This window comes from Heliomicrobium gestii (genome assembly GCF_009877435.1).
In the GTDB taxonomy this organism is placed as follows: domain Bacteria; phylum Bacillota; class Desulfitobacteriia; order Heliobacteriales; family Heliobacteriaceae; genus Heliomicrobium; species Heliomicrobium gestii.
This window is the reverse complement of sequence record NZ_WXEX01000005.1, coordinates 157,653-175,465: the sequence shown is the minus strand read 5'-3', so window position 1 is coordinate 175,465 and position 17,813 is coordinate 157,653. Positions and strand designations below refer to the sequence as shown.

Sequence of the window (17,813 nt, the reverse complement as noted above, 5' to 3'; positions counted from 1 at the left end):
TCAGGTTCAAGATCCCGGCGCCGATGTGGAAGCGGCCCGACATAAGAAGGAAATGCAACAACAGGTGCAGGCGGCATGTTTTCGGCGGAATGGTGATGGCAGTCGCCATCAGCCTGCTGTTCGGCTTCTTTGTGATGCTGTTATGGAATCAGTTGATGCCGGACATCTTTGGCTTGAAACCGATCACCTACGGGCAGGGCGCCGGATTGGTGATCCTATGCCGTCTGCTTTTCGGAACGCCGGGACGCCATCCCACGGGTCACGGCAAAAAAGACATCCCTGCGAATCCGGTTGAGGAGAAATCCAGTGCTAACGAAACGCAGAACGGCTGACCGGCGTCGAATCGCGCGCGCCCGTTGAAAAACCGAGCGATCCTACGCAACGGTCCGATAAACGCAACGGTTTCAGCTTCTCGCCCTTTCCATTCCCATCAAGTCCTGGAAGCCTGATTGCAAACCCTCGGATATCCGCAATAAGATCAATAGCGTGCGCGGAATCGCACAAGGGTTTGGGTCGAGGTAGACGTTTATCTACCCTGCAGTGGCCTGACGGCCATGCCGCATCGTCGGCATGGCTGAATTCAATGAAGGGTGGATGAACCGATGCGTTGGGATGGACCATCGATTCGGATGGCGATCAAAACGCGGCTGCTCGGAGGCCGCATGGACGGGTACTCGCAGGAGCAGTTGCGCAAGGACATGGTCGCCGGCATCACGGTGGGCTTGGTGGCCATACCGCTCGCTTTGGCCTTCGCCATCGCTTCAGGGGTCAAACCGGAACAGGGGATCTACACCGCTGTTGTGGCCGGGGCGCTGATTGCGCTCTTTGGCGGATCCCATGTCCAGATCGGCGGACCGACAGGCGCCTTTGTGCCGCTCTTGTTTTCCATCGTCATGACCTATGGCTATGATAACCTGATGATCGCCGGCGCGATGGCGGGCCTGATCCTCATCTTCATGGGCATGACCCGCATGGGCGCGCTGATCAAGTTTATTCCCCGGCCGGTCACGGTCGGTTTCACCGCCGGCATCGCGGTGATTATCTTTTTTGGCCAGATCGACACCTTCCTCGGCCTGCAAGGCGTCGTCAAACACAAGGACTTTCTCGACAATGTGGCGGAACTTGGTCGTCATCTCGATACGACCCAGTGGCAGAGCGTCGCCGTCGCCCTGGTCTGCCTGATCTGCCTGCTCTATTCGCCGAAGATCCTGCCTTCGGTGCCCAGTCCCCTCGTCGGGATCGTCCTGTCGACCGTCTTCGCCCAGGTCGCCTTCGGCGGCGCTGTTGAGACGATCGGATCCAAGTTCGGTGAACTCGCTGCCGGATGGCCGGCCTTTCAGTTGCCCTCGTTCACCTTGGACAAGGCGCAACAGATGCTGGGGCCGGCCATGACGATCGCCGCCCTGGGCAGCATCGAGTCGCTCCTGTCGGCCGTTGTCGCTGACGGCATGACGGGCAAGCGCCATGACAGCAACCGCGAACTGATCGGTCAGGGGATCGCCAACCTGGTCGTGCCCTTTTTCGGCGGCATCCCCGCCACCGGCGCCATCGCCCGGACGGCGACGAACATCCGCAGCGGCGGCGGCACGCCAGTGGCGGCGCTGGTCCACTCGCTGACCGTCTTTTTGCTTGTGTTGCTCTTTGCGCCCTACGTCTCCCAGGTTCCCCTCGTGAGCATGTCGCCCATCCTGATGCGGGTGGCCTGGAACATGAGCGATCGCCGCGAGTTCATGCACCTCTTGCGCACCACCCGCAGCGACGCCACGGTGCTGCTGGTCACCTTTGGGATGACCGTCGTCTTCGACCTGACCGTCGCCGTCGGCGCGGGCATGGTCATCGCCGCCGCCGTTTTTATCAACAACATGAGCGAAACCCTGGCGGTCCAGAAGGTCCTCCCTGACCCGGAGCAGGGCGAGAAGCTGGCGCCAGAGGCGGTGACACCGATCCATGACTGTCCCCAGATCGCCATCTACACCATCGACGGCGCCCTCTTTTTCGGCGCTGCCGCACTGTTTGAAAAAACGATCAGCGAGTGCATCCAGGCGCGACCCAAGGTGCTCATCCTGCGCATGGGCCATGTGCCCATGATGGACGCCACCGGGGAGATGGTGTTCGAGGAGATCGTCCGCGACTTCCGCAGGCGCGGCGGCGTTGTGCTCGTCACCGGATTGAAGCCCCAACCGGAAGAGTTGCTGCGCAAATCGGGTCTTTATGATCAGATCGGCGAGGCCCAGTTCTTCCTGCGGACCGGGCAGGCCATCACCTTCGCCCTGACCCGCATCGGCAAGCAGCGCTGTGTCGGATGCCCCCACCAGGCCTTTTACGAATGCAAGGAACGGGCCGTGACTGCTGCCGTTGGATTGACCCAGCCGGAACGAGCAGGGCGAGAGCCGGGGCGGCTGACACCGGCGCCAGGGCAGCAGCCCTAATCCGGTACGGGCATCGGACATAAAAAGCGGCAGGCGTCACCCCAAAAGGAGGGTTGACGCCTGCTTTTTTTTGCTTCATAAATGAATACAGGGACACCGCTTGCGCGCCATGAACGGGCAAGCGATAGGGAAGAGAGGAATCAACGGCATGGCTTTGCTTTACATCGACCCGGAAAAATGCACCCGCTGCGGCGCTTGCGCCGACGTCTGTCCGACCGGAGTCATCGCGATGGGTGACGGCGGACCGGAGGCGCTGAAAGTGCCCTGTATCGCCTGCGGTCACTGTGTCGCCGTTTGCCCCCATGGCGCGCTCGATCATGAAAAGGCGCCCATGGCCCAACAGACGCCCCTGGAGAAGACGCCGGTGCTGGATGCCGAGACGGCGGCCCGTTTTCTGCGCGCCCGGCGCTCGATCCGCTGTTACAAACCGGAGCCGGCGCCACGCGAAAAGATCCTGCAGCTGCTGGACATCGCCCGGATGGCGCCGACCGGCGGTAACTCCCAAGGCGTCTCCTACCATGTCATCGAAAGCGCCCATGTGCTCCGGGCGATCACGGCGGCGACGGTGGACTGGATGGAGGCGGAGGTGCAAAAGGGGGCGCCCTGGGCGGCCTATTTTGCCGGAACCGTCGAGAAGCACCGCAAAACCGGTCACGATGTGATTCTGCGGGGCGCGCCCAGCCTGATCGTCGCCTTGACGCCAACGGACTTCCTGCGGCGAGGCCGCGATAACGCTCATTTTTCGCTGACCTACGCTGAACTGTTTGCGCCGTCCATCGGTTTGGGAACCTGCTGGGCTGGGTTCTTTGAGAGCTGCGCCTCCACCGGTTACGCGCCGTTGCTCGACCTCTTGGCTTTGCCGGAAGACAAAGCTGTTGTTGGCGGGCTGATGGTGGGATATCCCCAATATACCTACCGGCGTCTCGTCGACAGGAACCCCCTGCAGGTCACCTGGCAGTAAAGCAATGTAGCCTGTTCAAACCCCGATGGGGGACGAACAGGCTACACTGTGTCTTTTTGGTCACCGATCCGGTTCCGTCATCGACTAACTCAAAAATCCTTTCACCTCAGCCGCCGACGGCAGGCGTCCTGACACCTTCACCTTCCCGTCTACGACCAGGGCCGGCGTGGCCATGACGCCGAAGGACATGATCGCCGGAAAGTCGGTCACTTTTTCCACTGTCGCTTCTTTGCCCAATTCTTGAAGGGTCTGCTTGACCAGTGTCTCCAGTTGGTTGCATTTGGCGCACCCGGCGCCCAGGACTTTGATCTCCATGGAACGATTCCTCCCCGATGATTTGATGATTTATAGGATGGCGTTAAAGAGGTACCCGACAAAGGTGATCGTTAGCGCCATGATCCCCACAAACAGGCCGATCAACTTGGGTTTCAGCACCTGCTTCAAGATGATCATCTCCGGCAGGGAAAGGGCGGTGACGGCCATCATGAAGGCGAGCACGGTGCCGAAGGCCACGCCCTTTTCCATCAATACGTGGACAATCGGAATGATGCCCGCGGCATTCGAGTACAAGGGGATGCCGATGAGCACGGCCAGGGGAACGGCGAAGAGGTTATCGGGACCGGCGTAACGGACCAGGAAATCGGCTGGCGCATACCCGTGGATCAAGCCGCCGATGGCGATGGCGGCGATGACGTAGATCCAGATTTTTTTCAGGATATCTCGGGTGTATTGCACACCGTAATCATGTCGCTGCCGCCATGTGAGCGACGCGATTTCCACCTCCGGCATCTTGATCTGGTAGACATACTCGGCGACCTGATCCTCCATCTTGGCCCGGCCGATGAGCATCCCGCCGACGACGGCGACGGTCAAGCCGGTGGCCATGTAGATGCCGGCGATTTTCCAGCCGAACAGTCCGAACAACAGCACCAGGGCGACCTCATTCACCATCGGCGACGAGATCAGGAAGGAGAAGGTCACCCCCAGCGGCACCCCTGATTCGACGAACCCGATGAACATGGGGACGGCGGAACAGGAACAAAAAGGCGTCACGACGCCCAACAGGGCAGCCGCGATGTTGCCGACAAACTCCCGCTTGTGGGAGAGGAGCTTCTTCGTCCGCTCTGGTGGGAAGAAGCTGCGGACGATGGAGACGGCATAGATGATCACCGTCAAGAGCAGGAGGATTTTCAGGACATCGTAGATAAAAAAGTGCAGCGCTTCTGTGAGGTGCTCGCCTTTGGTGAGGCCGATCCACCGGTAGACGACGAGGTCGGCAAACCATTCTAACATGTGGCTCCACTCCTAACAGCGTCAATCCATCAACGAATCTTGATGTTTCCGGGCAAAAAAAGACTAGCGATCGAACAGTTCGCCCAGTGTGCCCAGGTATGTTCGCAAGGTATCCCGGTTGACGGAATAGTAGTTCCACTTTCCCTGGGCCACTTCGGTAATTAACCCGGCCTCTTTCAATTCTTTGATGTGGTAGGAAACCTTCGATTGCAGCAGGCCCATGCCCTCGACAAGGTCGCAGACGCAAACCCCCGGTTTGTTTGTTTCGCGAAAGGCGGCTTCGCGGTTTAGAATGCGCAAGAAGATCTGCCAACGCAAGGGATCGGAAAAGGCTTTGGCAATCTTGACGACGTCCACGGTGATCAACTCCTAAACCCATTATATCAAATAAAATTGATTTGAAAACGACGTTCTGTATATTTGTGCGGACGTCACTACCCTGCCTGCCACGCTTCGGGTACGTGCGAATGTAACCAAGCGACTTCGGTTAAGAACGCGGTGACCATCTTCGCCTTTGAATGAGTGCGTTTAAGGAGCAGTGCCATGAGGAAAAGGATAGGAACCCTCGTCCTCGCCGCAGCGGCGGTGATATCTCTCCCCGGAATCGCTGCAGCCGATGCAGGTTCCCTCATCCCGATTCAACTCAACGGTCAGCCGGTAAGTCTCGCCGGTCGCATCATCGATCGGCAGACCTTCGTCCCGCTGCGAGAGATCGGTGAAAAAATGAACTGCGCTGTTGATTGGGATGAAGCGAGCCAGTCTGTCACCTTCACCAAGGGCGATAAAGTGCTGCATCTCCAGATCGGGAATCATGACGTGACCGTCAACGATCATGAAATTGTCCTTCCCAGTCCTTCTCGTGTCATCGATGGGCGCGCCTATGGCCCACTCCGTTTCATCGCGGAAAACCTGGGACTCCAGGTTCAATGGGATCAGGCGAACCAGACAGTGGCGATGACACCGATTAAGGAAAATCCCATCACCATCGCCACCCGCAAGGAGTTCCATGACGACGGGGGCGTCTCGGTCAAGATCCAGTACCCGCAACTTACCGGGATGACCGACATGACGGCCCAAGATCGCCTCAACCGGCAGATCAAAGAGCGGATCGACGCGTTCAAAAAGGATCACATGGGGGAACTGCGGGCGAAGGCCGCTGAACTGCTGAATTTCGGCTATCGCGATACGACAATGGCCCTAGAGTGCAACTATCAAGTGACCTACAATCAAAAAGAGCTGCTCAGCTTATTCTTTCGCGACGACGCCTATTCCGGCGGCCCCCATGGACACACCGACGTGTCCGCCCTGACCATCAACACCGCAACGGGACAGGTGTACGCCTTGCCTGATCTCTTCCGTGACAGCGCCGATCTCCCCGTGATCAAAAAAGCCCTCCCCGAGCAGATCGCCCGTTCCTTCGCGGAGCGAAATCTGGACGGGGCGGGCGTGCTCCAGACGCAACGGTTCCATCTCAGTGCGGAGGGACTCGTCCTGTTTTTCCAAGGTGGTGAAGGTGCTGAATCCACGCCGGATGGCGGCGCCTTTTTGCCAGTGACCATCCCCTATGCCGATCTGCGTCCTTTGCTTAAGGTTCCCTTGTGAGGTCTGTGAATCAAAGAGAGAGGATCAAGGATGAGTAAAAGAAAAATCGCCATCGCCGTATGGCTAGGGATTTTAGTGTGCATGGGGAGTGCTGTTTTCTTATTCGCATCAACCCTCACAGATGGCTATACGATTATTGTCCATAACGGGACGGACGAAAAAATCGATGGTTTGTCCATCTCGTACTTTCAATCCCCGCAAGAATATCCCATTCCAAGCTTGGGTTAGCAGGAACGATATTCATTAAAAATCCACCCCAAGGAACCCCTGGCAGGCAACTTGCACATGAAATATACCGATCGGAACAATAGAGAAAACGAAGAAGAACTATTGGGTTCTTTTGATTTAATCAGTAAAATCACCGTGATGGTTGATATCGTTTCTGTTGACCAGCAGGGTCTCTTGTCGGTAGAAAAGACCATTCAGCGATAGCCAGCTTTTATTAAAATAACTATAGCGCTTCTGTCTCCCTTGTGGTATAGTAAACCCAATCATCCTTTCCGAAGGCTGAGCGCGGAATCGGGAGAGCCTGATTCCGGAGTTGAGAAGAGTGAAGAGCACAATTGTATACGAGAGGAGTTGAGCCGAGTTGAGTTGAGCCGAGAAACGCTTCGGAAATGGAGTACGATCGGATCATAATCAGGGGCATTGTTTTTGCCCACTCAAGCCAGGCCGAACTCGGTCTGGCTTTCTTAGTTTTCTCGGAAGAAAAAAACAGGAGGGGTACACAGATGAACGGAGATAACCGTCCCATCGCTTTCAATAGTGAAGCCCAATATGTCGAGACGGGCGCCCGCGCCGCCGGCCGGACGAAACAACTGGCCGTCGTGGCCATGCTCATCGCCATCGGCGCTGTCCTGCGCATGGTCGCGCCGCCGATCTTCGGCATAACGCCGAACTTCGTCATCGCCATGTACTGTCTGTCCATCGTCCTGATCCGGCCCAAATTCGGCGAAGCTCTCGCCATCGGCGTTGTCGGCGGCGCCCTCAGCATGGTTACCTCCAAGTCGCCGATTCCCTACATCAACCTGATCACCGAACCGGCCGGCGCCCTCGCCTGCGCCATGATCGTAGCGACCCTCTCCGATCTGACCATCGGTCGTTTCTCGATCAAGCCGCTCATGGCGACCGTCATCGGCACCCTGGTCAGCGGTTCCCTCTATGTGCTCGTCAACAAGCTGGCCTTGGGCCTGCCGGCGGAGGTCGCCAAGGGCGCCCTGATTGGCGTCGTGCTCCCGGTGACCGCCTTCAACGCCGTCATCGCCCAGGCGGTCTACCTGCCGGCCAAGAAGTTTCTGCGACTGTAAAACCCTATCGCCTGCGTTGGCGCCGGCGAAGCGCCTGGCCAAGGCGAATCCACTCGGGAACGCCGTGCCTGGCAGATGAGAAATAATCGCAACCATGAGAAATAAGGCTAAGCCTAATAACCGCAAGGGCGCGAAATAACGCGAGTATAACGATGCGCGTAGATACGACCTGGGGAGGTGTCGCCGGTGCCGGCCATCACGATCGAGAACCTGTCTTTTCAATACCCTGACGCGGCCTCGCCGGCGCTGACGGACGTGAACCTTTCGATCCAAGCGGGTGAATTTGTCGTCGTCACCGGCGCGACCGGGGCCGGCAAAAGCACCTTGCTCCGCTGCATCAACGGCGTGATCCCGCATTTTCAGCCGGGTCGCCAGCAGGGGCAGGTCTGGATCGAGCCGGAAGGACAGGGCCCCTTGGCGGTCGCCCGGATCGCGCCGGCCCATCTGGCGCGCCAGATCGGCAGCGTCTTTGATGACCCGGAGGGACAGATCGTATCGCCCATTGTCGAGGAAGAGATCGCCTTCGGCCTCGAAAACACCGGCGTCGCCCCGGCGGAAATGGAACCGCGCATCGCCGGCGCCCTGGCCGCTTGCGGCATCACCGACCTGCGCCACCGGCCCACCAACGGCTTGTCGGGCGGTCAGAAGCAACGGGTGGCCATGGCCGCCGCCCTGGCGCTGTCGCCGTCCATCCTTGTCCTGGATGAACCCACGTCAGAACTGGATCCTGACGGGACGGAAGCGGTGCTCCAAGTCCTGGCCGATCTGAACCGGCGGCAGCGGATCACGGTGATCATCGCCGAACAGAAGGTGGGCCACCTGGCGTCGCTCTGTGACCGGCTGATCCTCCTCGACCGGGGCCGTGTGGCGCTCCAGGGATCGCCCCGGGAGGCGCTGCTCCATGAAGGCGTCTTTGAGAAGCTCGGCATCGAAATTCCCGCGCCAGCGCGTCTGGGCCAGGCGCTCGTCCGCGAGGGACTGATTCCTCCCTTCGGAACACCAGGCGCGCCTCCCCTGCCGTTGACGGTGGAGGAAGCCTTTGCACTGAGCCGCCAACTGGTAGACGGGGAACCGCAACGGTCATGTCGAGGGAGGAGAAGTCGATGAATTTGATTCGCGGCGGCAAAGCCGGAAGGGATAATGCCACAGCCCACGGGAACAGCGAGGACACCTTCGCTGGCGTCAAGGCTGTCGCGGACAAGGTGATCCTTGAGGCGCGGTCGCTGCGCCACACCTACCGGTCTGGCCGGGAGGCCTTGCGGGGCGTCGATGTGACGATTCGCGCCGGTGAGATGATCGCCCTCATCGGTCGCAACGGCGCCGGGAAGACGACGCTGACGAAGCATTTTAACGGCCTACTGAAGCCGACTGCCGGCACGGTCCTTGTCGACGGCCAGGATACGGGCAAGACCGCTGTCGCCCGCCTGGCCCGGACGGTCGGTTATGTTTTTCAAAACCCCGATCACATGATCTTTCACGACACCCTCTTTGACGAAGTGGCCTTTGGCCCGCGCAACCTCGGTCTTACCGGCGCCGATCTGGTGAAACGGGTAGAGACGGCACTTGCCGCCGTCGGCTTGGAAGGATTCCGGGACAGCGATCCGGCCTTGCTGAGCCGGGGACAGCGCAAGCGAGCAGCCCTGGCCGCCGTGTTGGCCATGGAGACGCCGGTGATCATCGTCGATGAACCGACCAGCGGCCAGGATTTTCGTGAGGCCCGGCAGATCATGGCGATCCTGCAGCAGTTACACCGGCGCGGCCACGCCGTGCTGTTCATCACCCATGACATGGAGTTGGTTCACGAGTACGCTCACCGCGTGCTGGCTCTGGATGACGGGCAGATCACCCTGGATGCCCCGCCGGCGGAACTCTTCCGCCATGAGGCGGCCCTGCAATCGGCCGGCCTGCGGCTGCCCCTGGCTGCAGAACTGGCCCGCCGCCTGGCGCCCTTTGGCGTGCCGGCCACGGTCGATTCGGTGGACGCCCTTGCGGCAACGGTCGCCCGGCTGGCGAAGGCGCGCCTGGGCGAACAGGAGGACAGAAGGGGGAGGGTGGCCGCATGTCAGTGACGATCGAGTATGTCCCTGTCGCGTCGCCGGTGCACCGGCTGCATGCGCTGACCAAACTATCGGCCGCCCTGGCTGTGTTGACGATCAGCCTCATCTTCCACGATCCCCTATCCCTGTCGCTGCTGCTGCTGTCCCTGCTCGCCCTCTCCGCCATCGCCGGCGTCGGTCGCGAAACCCTGGCCGCCGTCAAGGGACTGTTCAAGGTAGCCCTCATCCTGATCCTCTTGCAGATCTTTTTCATCAGCGAGGGCAACGTGATCGTCGGTCCCATCGCCGGCCTCTCCTGGCTGACGATCACCGACGCCGGGCTGCTCTTTGGGATTTCAATGGCCCTGCGCATGATCACAATCGTCACCAGCTTTCTGCTCTTTCTGTTGACGACGCCCATGCGGAGCACCGTCCTCGCGCTGGTCGAATACCTGAAGGTTCCCTATGACTACGCCTTCTTGTTCATCACATCGCTGCGTTTCATCCCCACCTTCCTGGAAGAGGTGCGCCTGATCCGCGAGGCCCAGGAGGCGCGCGCCCACGACTTCGGCGGCGGATCGCTGGCTCGGCTGAAGGCGATCTTCCCGCTGGCGCTGCCCCTGGTGAACCTGTCGCTGCAGCGGGCGGAACGGATGGCCATGGCCATGGAGACGCGCGGCTTTGGCCTGCCCGGTCGAACCTACTACCGTTCCGAAAAACTGGGTGTTATCGACAGCACCGTCATCGCTGCGCTCCTGCTGGCCGTTGCCACGGCGGCGCTCCGTCCGTTCAGCTAGATCGTCAACGGCTTGAACAGACGCTGGGGGAAGGGAAACTGCATCGTAAAAACCGCCTAACCGTGTCCTTCATAGGGCTAGGCGGTTTTTCTTTTTTTATTTGAGAGCGTTTCATCGTTGGAACGTGAGTCGCCATGGAAATGACAGCGTCCGTTCGCCTCGATAATAGAAAGTTCGCATTTTTTTACTATTAAGTCGGACTTGAGTTAGTTACAATTAACACAAGTGTTCCGGACAAGTTTCGGGATTCATCATGTACCGGCTGTCCCTGAGGGGGGATCGAAAGGAATAGGGGAAGAGGGAGGGGATTCTGTGCAAGGGACGAACGCAACATCGGAGGACCGATCCTGGGGTGGTTTTTCAATGTTCCTCTGGATCTCCTTGTGTCTCGGCGCTTTTGGTCTCAGTGAAATCAGCTACCCGCTTTTTCACACCTTTATTGAATTCACCACCATCTGCATCAGCGTCGTTGTTCTGATCCTTGTCATCAATACCTATGCCCTGGCGTCCAACAGTTTTTTTCTCTACTTGGGTATCGCCTGCTCCTCAGCGGCCATCTTTGACATGCTGCACGCGCTGGCCTATCAGGGGATGGGCATTTTTCCGGCCTATGGAACCAACCTGGCGCCGCAGATGTGGCTGATCGCCCGTTACCTCGAAAGCACGGCCATGCTGCTCTCGATCTTTTTTCTTTATCGCAAGCCGAGTCCGGCAGGGATCTTTGCGATCTATGCCGGTTTGTCCATCCTCTTTCTACTCTCTGTGTTTTTATGGGGAAACTTCCCTGTTTGTTTTGTCGACGGACAGGGCTTGACGCCTTTTAAGAAGAACAGTGAGTATGTCATCTCGGGAATCATGATTCTCTCCATCTACCTCCTGTGGAGGCAGCGGGATGAATTCCACCCCAAGGTCTATCGCTATCTCACGGCCTTTTTCTCCCTCTCGGTGGGCACGGAGCTCTGTTTCACCTCCTATACAGAGATGTATGCCTTCTCCAATTTTCTCGGCCATTTGTTCAAGCTAACGGCCTATTATAACCTCTATAAAGCCATCGTCGAGACGAGCTTGAAGGAGCCCTACAACCTGCTTTTCTACCGGTTGAACCAATCGAACGGGCGGTTGAAGCAGATGGCCGACGATCTCTCCCGGACAAATCAGCAGTTGGCCGAGGAGATCAAGGAGCGGGAACAGGTCGAGACGGAACTGATTGCGGCGAAGGAAGCGGCCGAAGAGGCGAACCGGACCAAGAGCGAATTCCTCGCCTCCATGAGCCACGAGATCCGGACCCCCATGAACGGCGTCATCGGCATGACCGACCTGCTCCTGGACACCCCTCTTGACGATAGCCAGCGCGACTATGTGGCTACGGTGCAGTTCTCGGCCCAACTGCTGTTGAACATCATCAACGACATCCTGGATTTCTCCAAGATCGAGGCCGGCAAGCTGGAGTTGGATCGCCGCGCCTTTGATCTGCCGCTGGCCGTGCGGCAGGTGGAAAAGACCCTTGCCCTCCGGGCCAGCGAAAAAGGGCTGCTCCTCTGGGGATCGCTGGCGCCGGACATACCGCCCGCTTTTTGGGGCGATCCGGTGCGCATCCAGCAGATCCTCTTCAATCTGCTCGGGAACGCCATCAAGTTTACCGATAAAGGGGAGGTTCACCTTCGCGTCCTTCCCGAAGAAAAAGCGGAGAGGCGCTGGATCTTGCGTTTCGAGGTCAGAGACACGGGCATCGGCATCGCGAAAGCCAACCAAGAGAAGCTCTTCCAGCCCTTCAGCCAGGCGGACGGTTCGAGCACCCGCAACTACGAAGGAACCGGACTGGGACTGGCCATATCGAAGCGCCTTGTCGACTTGATGGGCGGCCGGATCGGCCTGAGCAGCGAGCCGGGCGAAGGCTCCACGTTCTGGTTTTCTGTACCGCTGGAGCGCGCCGAGGGGTTGACCGGCAACGATTGGTTCGGCGGTCCCGTCGGTCACGGCTACGCCGCTGTCGTCGGGGAAAAAGCCCCGTCCTTCCCGGTGCGCTTTGAGGGACGGGTGCTCCTCGTGGAGGACAACCCGATCAATCAAAAGCTGGCCATGAACCTCTTAGAAAAATTCGGCGTAACGGCTGATGTGGCCGAAAACGGCTTGGAGGCAGTGGATGCGGTCACCCAGCAGGATTACCGGCTGATCTTGATGGACTGCCATATGCCGTTGATGGATGGCTATGAGGCCACCCGGCGGATCCGGCAAGCAGAGCGAGAAGGCGAACACAGGCCGATCGTGGCGTTAACGGCCCGGGCCATGCAAGGCGATCGTGACGAGTGTCTCGCCGCCGGCATGGATGACTACATCAGCAAGCCCTTCAAGCGGGATGATCTGTGGCGAACCCTACGCCGGTGGCTGCCGATGGAAACAGAAGCCTCCATCGTCGTCACAGAGGCCCCGGCGACGGGGGCGGCGGCAGAACAAATCGAACGGGTCGAAGGGGCGGAGCGCGCCGGCAGCGACGCGAGCACTGCCGCGAAAAGTCCCTCCATTGGAACGACCCAAAATCCGGCAGTGGGCGGCGCAACGGGTGCGCCCGGCGCGGCGACGAAGGCCCAGATCCTCGACATGGTCATGCTCAATGAGATCCGCACCGATTGGGTCGACCCGAAGGAGCCGCGCGCGCTGGTCCAGTTGTTTGAGATGTTTTTCAGCAACATGGACGAACTGTTTCATAAACTGGAAGCGGGATGGCAGGCGCGCGATCCAGAGAAATTCACCATTGCCGCCCACAGCCTGAAATCGGTCGGCGCCAACTTCGGCGCCAAACGGTTCTCCCTGCTCAGCCTCGAACTGGAAAAGATGGGACACGAGGGCCGCTTTGACGACGCTGATCAGAAGATCGATCAGCTAAAGCTGGAATTTGACGAGTATCGGGAGGCGCTCTGGGCCGTGCTGCCCGAACTGCCGCCAGACAGGGGAAGTCATAACGATGGGGCCGGTTCATTGAAGGAAAATGGCGGGGCGGCTTGAAATACATGAGGGTGCCCTTGAATGGGAATAGGAATGGCGGATGCCGTCGAAGATGAAGCCATAGTGGAACCGCGGCAGTCGTTGAAGAGGATGAAACTGAGGTGATCGCCCATGGAGACAGAGAAACATAGAAAAAACGGGGATGAACCGTCCATCGCGGCGCTCCGCCAATCCGCCGAAGGCGGCGACGCGGAAGCCCAGTACCAACTGGCCCGCCGGTGTGAGGAAGGCCGGGGGGTTCCCCAGAGCGCGAAAGAGGCGGTCGCGTGGTTCTCCCGAGCCGCCGCGCAGGGGCATGGACCGGCCCAACTCAGCCTGGGCATGCTCTATGAAGAGGGAACGGGCCTGTCGCCCGATGCAGCCGAAGCGGCGCGCTGGTACGAGCGCGCGGCAGACCAAGGGATTGCCGAGGCCCAGTTGTACCTGGCCCAGATGTATGCCGAGGGTCGCGGTGTGGAGCGGGATGACGGCCGCGCCCTGGATTGGTACCGGAAGGCGGCCGACCAGGGAGACGCCGATGGGCAGTTCGAGTTGGCTCTCCTCTACGCCCTGGGCCAGGGTGTGGAAAAAGATGACGCCGAAGCGGTGCGCTGGTATCGCCTCGCCGCCGAGCAGGGCCATATGGACGCCCAGTTCAACCTGGCCTTCATGTATGAGGAAGGCGAGGGAATCGGGCAGGATCGCGCCGAGGCCCTGGCATGGTACCGCAAGGCGGCGGCCCAGGGCGACGAGGAAGCCCAGAAAAAGGTGGCGGCCCTGGACCGAAAGAGACGGTAAGGGCAACAAGAAGGCCCCCGGAAGAACCGTCAGGTTTTTCACGGGGGCAACCTTGTTTTCCAGGGAAAACACAGCAGGAGAAGGAGACGGAGGCGACGATGAACAGAGGTGCACTGAAAAACTTCGCCGTCCGCGCCCGGGCGGAACTGGTTCGCCTGGTGGGGCAAGCCGCCTGCCGATCCGACGCCGCCGCTGCCACCGGTCATGACCCCGCCAATCGCAACGCCGCCACCGTCTCCACGGTGTCCGTCACAGATGCCGCCACCGTCGAGACCGTCGCCTACACCTGGTTTATTCGGCTCCTCGCGCTGCGCTTCATGGAAGCAAAGGGCTATCTGGAGGCGGTAGGCGGGATAGAGGGCGATACCCCCGCCGCGCTCCGATCGCGCGCCATTGAACGCTGCCGGGCGATGCAGACCCTTGCGGATCTCTTCGTCGATCCCTGCCCACCCTGGACGGAACGGTGGCTGCCCGAGGCGCTCTGGGCGGCCGATGGTTTTGCCCGCCGCCTCGCCGTGGAGATCCCGGCTGAGGAGATGGGCCATGTGGAGATCCTGGGCTGGTTGCACCAATTCTACTGGGCTGAGCGAAAAGACGAGGTCTTTACGCAGCCGGCTTCCCGCAAGATCGCCGAGGCCGATATTCCGGCAGCGACCCAATTGTTCACGCCCCGCTGGATCGTCCGGTTTATGGTTGAGAATTCGCTCGGGCGGCTGCTGGGGCAGTTGTCGCCTCAGACCGGCACAGCCAGCCGGTGGCGCTACGCCCTTCCTGACGAAGAAGAAAAGTCATCGCCGCCGGCCGGAGAGACGACCGCCGGGGGCTTTTCACCGGATGATCGAGATCTGGCGTCGATCCGCCTGCTCGATCCGGCCTGCGGCGCCGGCCACATCCTCGTCTACGCCTTCGATCTCCTGGCCGATGGGTACGAGCGCCAGGGAGTCTCACCGGAAGCATACCTCCCGGTGATCTTGGAGAAAAACCTGGCCGGCCTTGACGTGGACGAGCGGGCGGCCCGCTTGGCGGCGTTCGCCCTGCTGATGAAAGCGCGGGAACGCAGCCCTTCTGTCTTGCAAAGGGCGCTGCAGATCCGGGTCTATGGGCTGCAGGAGACGCGGGGGATCGACGTTCACGCTGTTGCCGCATTGATCGCCGGCCCTGATGAAAATACCGACAAAATTACGGCGCTCCTGTCGCTCTTTGAAGACGCCAGCCACTTCGGCTCGCTGCTGCGGCCGGAACGGATCGACTTCGACGATGGGGAAGGGCGGATCGAAGCGCTTTTGGCCTGCTGTAGGGAGGGAGAAGCTTCCCCAGTGCCAGGAACGGGACTGCGCGCCGGCGACCTGCGCCGGGCGCGCCAGGCGCTGCGGCAAGGGCGGCTGCTGACCGACCGCTACGATGTGGTGATCACCAACCCGCCCTACATGGGCATTCGCAACATGAACGGCGAGCTGCGCGAGTTCCTTCGGCGTCACTATCCGCAGACAAAGGGCGACCTCTTTGCCGCCTTCATGGAGCGGATGGAGTCCCTCGTCGCCGAGGGCGGTTATCATGCGACCGTCACCATGCAGTCCTGGATGTTTCTGGCCACTTATGAGGCCTACCGGCGGCACCTGCTCCAGACCTATGGGATCGTGGCCATGGTTCACATGGCCAACATGGTCATGGGCATCGCTTTCGGCACTGTGGCGACGGTGCTGCGCAAAGGCGACCCGAGTGTGGCAGGGACCATTGTCCATGTGGACCCTGCCGACCTGGAGGGCGATGAACCCCGGTTCTTTCCGCCGCCCGGCAAAGGCTACCGTCATCGAGGCGGAGCGTCCTTTCTCGCCATCGCCGGATCGCCCATCGCCTACTGGATCCCTGAGGCGGTGCGCCAGGTCTTCACCAGCCACCCGTCCCTCAGCCGCCTGGCGGCGCCCAGGCAAGGATTGGCGACGGCTGACAATGACCGCTTCTTGCGCCGCTGGCATGAGGTCGCCCTTGCCGCCATCGGATTTGATGTCAGAAGCCCAGAGGCGGCACTGGTTTCGGGGCGGCGCTGGATCCCCTACAACAAGGGCGGGCGGTACCGCAAATGGTACGGCAATCAGGAGTATGTCATCGACTGGGCAGACGACGGTCGGGCCGTGCGCCAGCACCGGCCGTCGGTGATTCGAAACCGGGCGTGGTATTTCCGAGAAGGGATCACATGGTCCTTTGTCAGTTCCTCCAAATTCGGCGTTCGCTATACGCCCCAGGGATTCATCTTCGATGTGGGCGGCTCGTCCCTGTTCCCGGAGGAGGTTGACCGCCTCTTCCTGCTCGCCTTTTTGTGCAGCAACCTCTCCTTCTACCTGCTGAAGGTCATAAACCCGACCCTCAACTTCCAGGTCGGCAACATCGCCGCGCTGCCGGTCCCCGCCTGCGCGCCCGGTGACCGGCGCCGGAGGGAAATTGAGCGCCTGGCTGCCGAAAACGTCCAACTGGCCCGAGCCGACTGGGACGACCGGGAACTGTCCTGGCGCTTCGCCGCCCACCCCTTTTTGACCTATCGACAGGGGGCGGCGACCCTGGCCGAGGCCTTCGCTCGCTGGCAGGAGCACGCGGAAGGCCGCTTCCGGCAGATGCGGGCCAATGAGGAAAGGATCAACGCCCTCTTCCTCCAGGTATACGGCCTCTCGGGCGAACTGTCCCCGGAGGTGGCCGAGGCCGATATCACCCTCGCCCGGGCAGACCGCGGGCGGGATGGGCGCTCCTTCCTTTCATATGCCGTCGGTTGCATCCTGGGACGTTACAGCCTGGACCGGCCGGGTCTGGCCTACGCCGGCGGCCTTTTTGAGGAAGAGAACTACGGCCCGTTCCGGCCCGTTCCGGACGGGATCCTGCCTGTTGACGATCGGCAGGGAGGCGGCGACGACGCCCTGGGGCGCCTCCGGGCATTTCTCATCCATACCTTTGGCGAAGGGACGGTCGAAGAAAACCTGAACTGGCTCGCCGACGCGCTCCGCCGCAGAGGCGGGGAGACAGCGGAAGCGCGGTTGCGCCGCTATTTTCGCAGCGAATATTATGGAGACCACCTCAAAATGTACCACAAGCGGCCCATCTACTGGCTTTTCTCGTCCACCCCCCGCAAGGCCTTTCAGGCCTTCGTCTATCTGCACCGTTTCGGGCCGGATACCCTGGAGCGGCTCCGGCAAGACCACATCGCCGTCCGGTTGGAGCGGGCGCTGGCCGCAGTGAGGACGTCTGGGTCGAGAGAGGAATCTTTTGAAGGAGAAAAGGGTTTTTGGGGCGGAGATCCGGTTGTGGAGGAAGCGGCTTTTGGAGGACAAGCGGATTTTGAAGGAGAAGATACGGTCGCTGTAGAAGCCGAGACTGACGAGGCGCAAGAACTCGCCGCCTATGCGGGGCGATGCGCCGAGTTTGCCCAAAAGGGGATCGCCCTCTCCCTCGATGACGGCGTGATCCGAAATTATGAGCGCTTGCGCCCCTTGTTGGCCAACCTGCTGCCCGAGTAGCAGCCCCCCAACTGGGCACTTTTGCGGAACCGCCCTGCCCATGGGTGGCAAGACGAAAAATCCACCCCTTGCGGAGTGGATGGCTCGGCTACTTGTTTTGCGGCA

General features: G+C 60.4%; 15 protein-coding genes. 12 read left to right on the top strand and 3 right to left on the bottom strand.

The window, feature by feature from the left end; genetic code table 11:
- The first annotated feature begins 95 nt into the window (after positions 1–95).
- The 3 genes from GTO89_RS17330 to GTO89_RS07520 all read left to right on the top strand — a co-directional run bounded on the left by GTO89_RS17330 (position 96) and on the right by GTO89_RS07520 (position 3,390).
- Positions 96–332, top strand: a complete 237-nt coding sequence (locus tag GTO89_RS17330; RefSeq protein ID WP_235920306.1) for a hypothetical protein — start codon at positions 96–98, stop codon at positions 330–332.
- A 270-nt stretch (positions 333–602) separates the two neighbouring features.
- Positions 603–2,429 (top strand): SulP family inorganic anion transporter, encoded by a 1,827-nt coding sequence (locus tag GTO89_RS07525; protein WP_235920305.1) that lies wholly within the window; start codon positions 603–605, stop codon positions 2,427–2,429.
- A 148-nt stretch (positions 2,430–2,577) separates the two neighbouring features.
- Positions 2,578–3,390: a nitroreductase family protein gene (locus GTO89_RS07520; RefSeq protein ID WP_161261461.1), complete on the top strand. Its 813-nt coding sequence runs from the start codon at positions 2,578–2,580 to the stop codon at positions 3,388–3,390.
- Positions 3,391–3,474: 84 nt separating this feature from the next.
- Here GTO89_RS07520 and GTO89_RS07515 read toward each other — a convergent pair whose 3' ends face one another.
- The 3 genes from GTO89_RS07515 to GTO89_RS07505 form a co-directional block, all read right to left on the bottom strand.
- Positions 3,475–3,705: a thioredoxin family protein gene (locus tag GTO89_RS07515; protein ID WP_161261460.1), complete on the bottom strand. Its 231-nt coding sequence runs from the start codon at positions 3,703–3,705 to the stop codon at positions 3,475–3,477.
- A 30-nt stretch (positions 3,706–3,735) separates the two neighbouring features.
- Positions 3,736–4,683, bottom strand: coding sequence for a permease (locus GTO89_RS07510; RefSeq protein ID WP_161261459.1), 948 nt, complete (start codon positions 4,681–4,683; stop codon positions 3,736–3,738).
- A 63-nt stretch (positions 4,684–4,746) separates the two neighbouring features.
- Positions 4,747–5,040 carry an ArsR/SmtB family transcription factor gene (locus GTO89_RS07505; RefSeq protein ID WP_161261458.1) on the bottom strand — a complete coding sequence of 98 codons (294 nt, stop codon included), beginning with the start codon at positions 5,038–5,040 and terminating at the stop codon, positions 4,747–4,749.
- Positions 5,041–5,226: 186 nt separating this feature from the next.
- Between GTO89_RS07505 and GTO89_RS07500 the strand changes: the two genes are divergently transcribed.
- From GTO89_RS07500 to pglX, 9 genes are all read left to right on the top strand, one after another.
- Entirely contained in the window at positions 5,227–6,285 is a 1,059-nt protein-coding gene (locus tag GTO89_RS07500) for a stalk domain-containing protein (protein WP_161261457.1), read from the top strand.
- A gap of 30 nt (positions 6,286–6,315) precedes the next feature.
- The gene (locus GTO89_RS07495; protein WP_161261456.1) at positions 6,316–6,513 is read left to right on the top strand and encodes a hypothetical protein; all 198 of its coding nucleotides are present in this window, start codon (positions 6,316–6,318) and stop codon (positions 6,511–6,513) included.
- A 503-nt stretch (positions 6,514–7,016) separates the two neighbouring features.
- Entirely contained in the window at positions 7,017–7,592 is a 576-nt protein-coding gene (locus GTO89_RS07485) for a tryptophan transporter (RefSeq protein WP_161261454.1), read from the top strand.
- A 186-nt stretch (positions 7,593–7,778) separates the two neighbouring features.
- A complete protein-coding gene (locus GTO89_RS07480) occupies positions 7,779–8,699 on the top strand; it encodes an energy-coupling factor ABC transporter ATP-binding protein (protein ID WP_161261453.1) in 921 nt (306 codons plus the stop codon).
- Entirely contained in the window at positions 8,696–9,661 is a 966-nt protein-coding gene (locus tag GTO89_RS07475; protein ID WP_161261452.1) for an energy-coupling factor ABC transporter ATP-binding protein, read from the top strand. The genes GTO89_RS07480 and GTO89_RS07475 overlap by 4 nt, the downstream gene beginning before the upstream one ends.
- Positions 9,652–10,425, top strand: a complete 774-nt coding sequence (locus GTO89_RS07470; protein ID WP_161261451.1) for an energy-coupling factor transporter transmembrane component T family protein — start codon at positions 9,652–9,654, stop codon at positions 10,423–10,425. Before GTO89_RS07475 ends, GTO89_RS07470 begins: the two co-directional genes overlap by 10 nt.
- Before the next feature lie 363 nt (positions 10,426–10,788).
- Positions 10,789–13,428, top strand: a complete 2,640-nt coding sequence (locus tag GTO89_RS07465) for an MASE3 domain-containing protein (protein WP_161261450.1) — start codon at positions 10,789–10,791, stop codon at positions 13,426–13,428.
- A 111-nt stretch (positions 13,429–13,539) separates the two neighbouring features.
- Positions 13,540–14,205, top strand: a complete 666-nt coding sequence (locus GTO89_RS17810; protein WP_161261449.1) for a tetratricopeptide repeat protein — start codon at positions 13,540–13,542, stop codon at positions 14,203–14,205.
- Positions 14,206–14,303: 98 nt separating this feature from the next.
- The gene (gene pglX / locus GTO89_RS07455; protein ID WP_161261448.1) at positions 14,304–17,708 is read left to right on the top strand and encodes a BREX-1 system adenine-specific DNA-methyltransferase PglX; all 3,405 of its coding nucleotides are present in this window, start codon (positions 14,304–14,306) and stop codon (positions 17,706–17,708) included.
- Positions 17,709–17,813 lie beyond the last annotated feature (105 nt).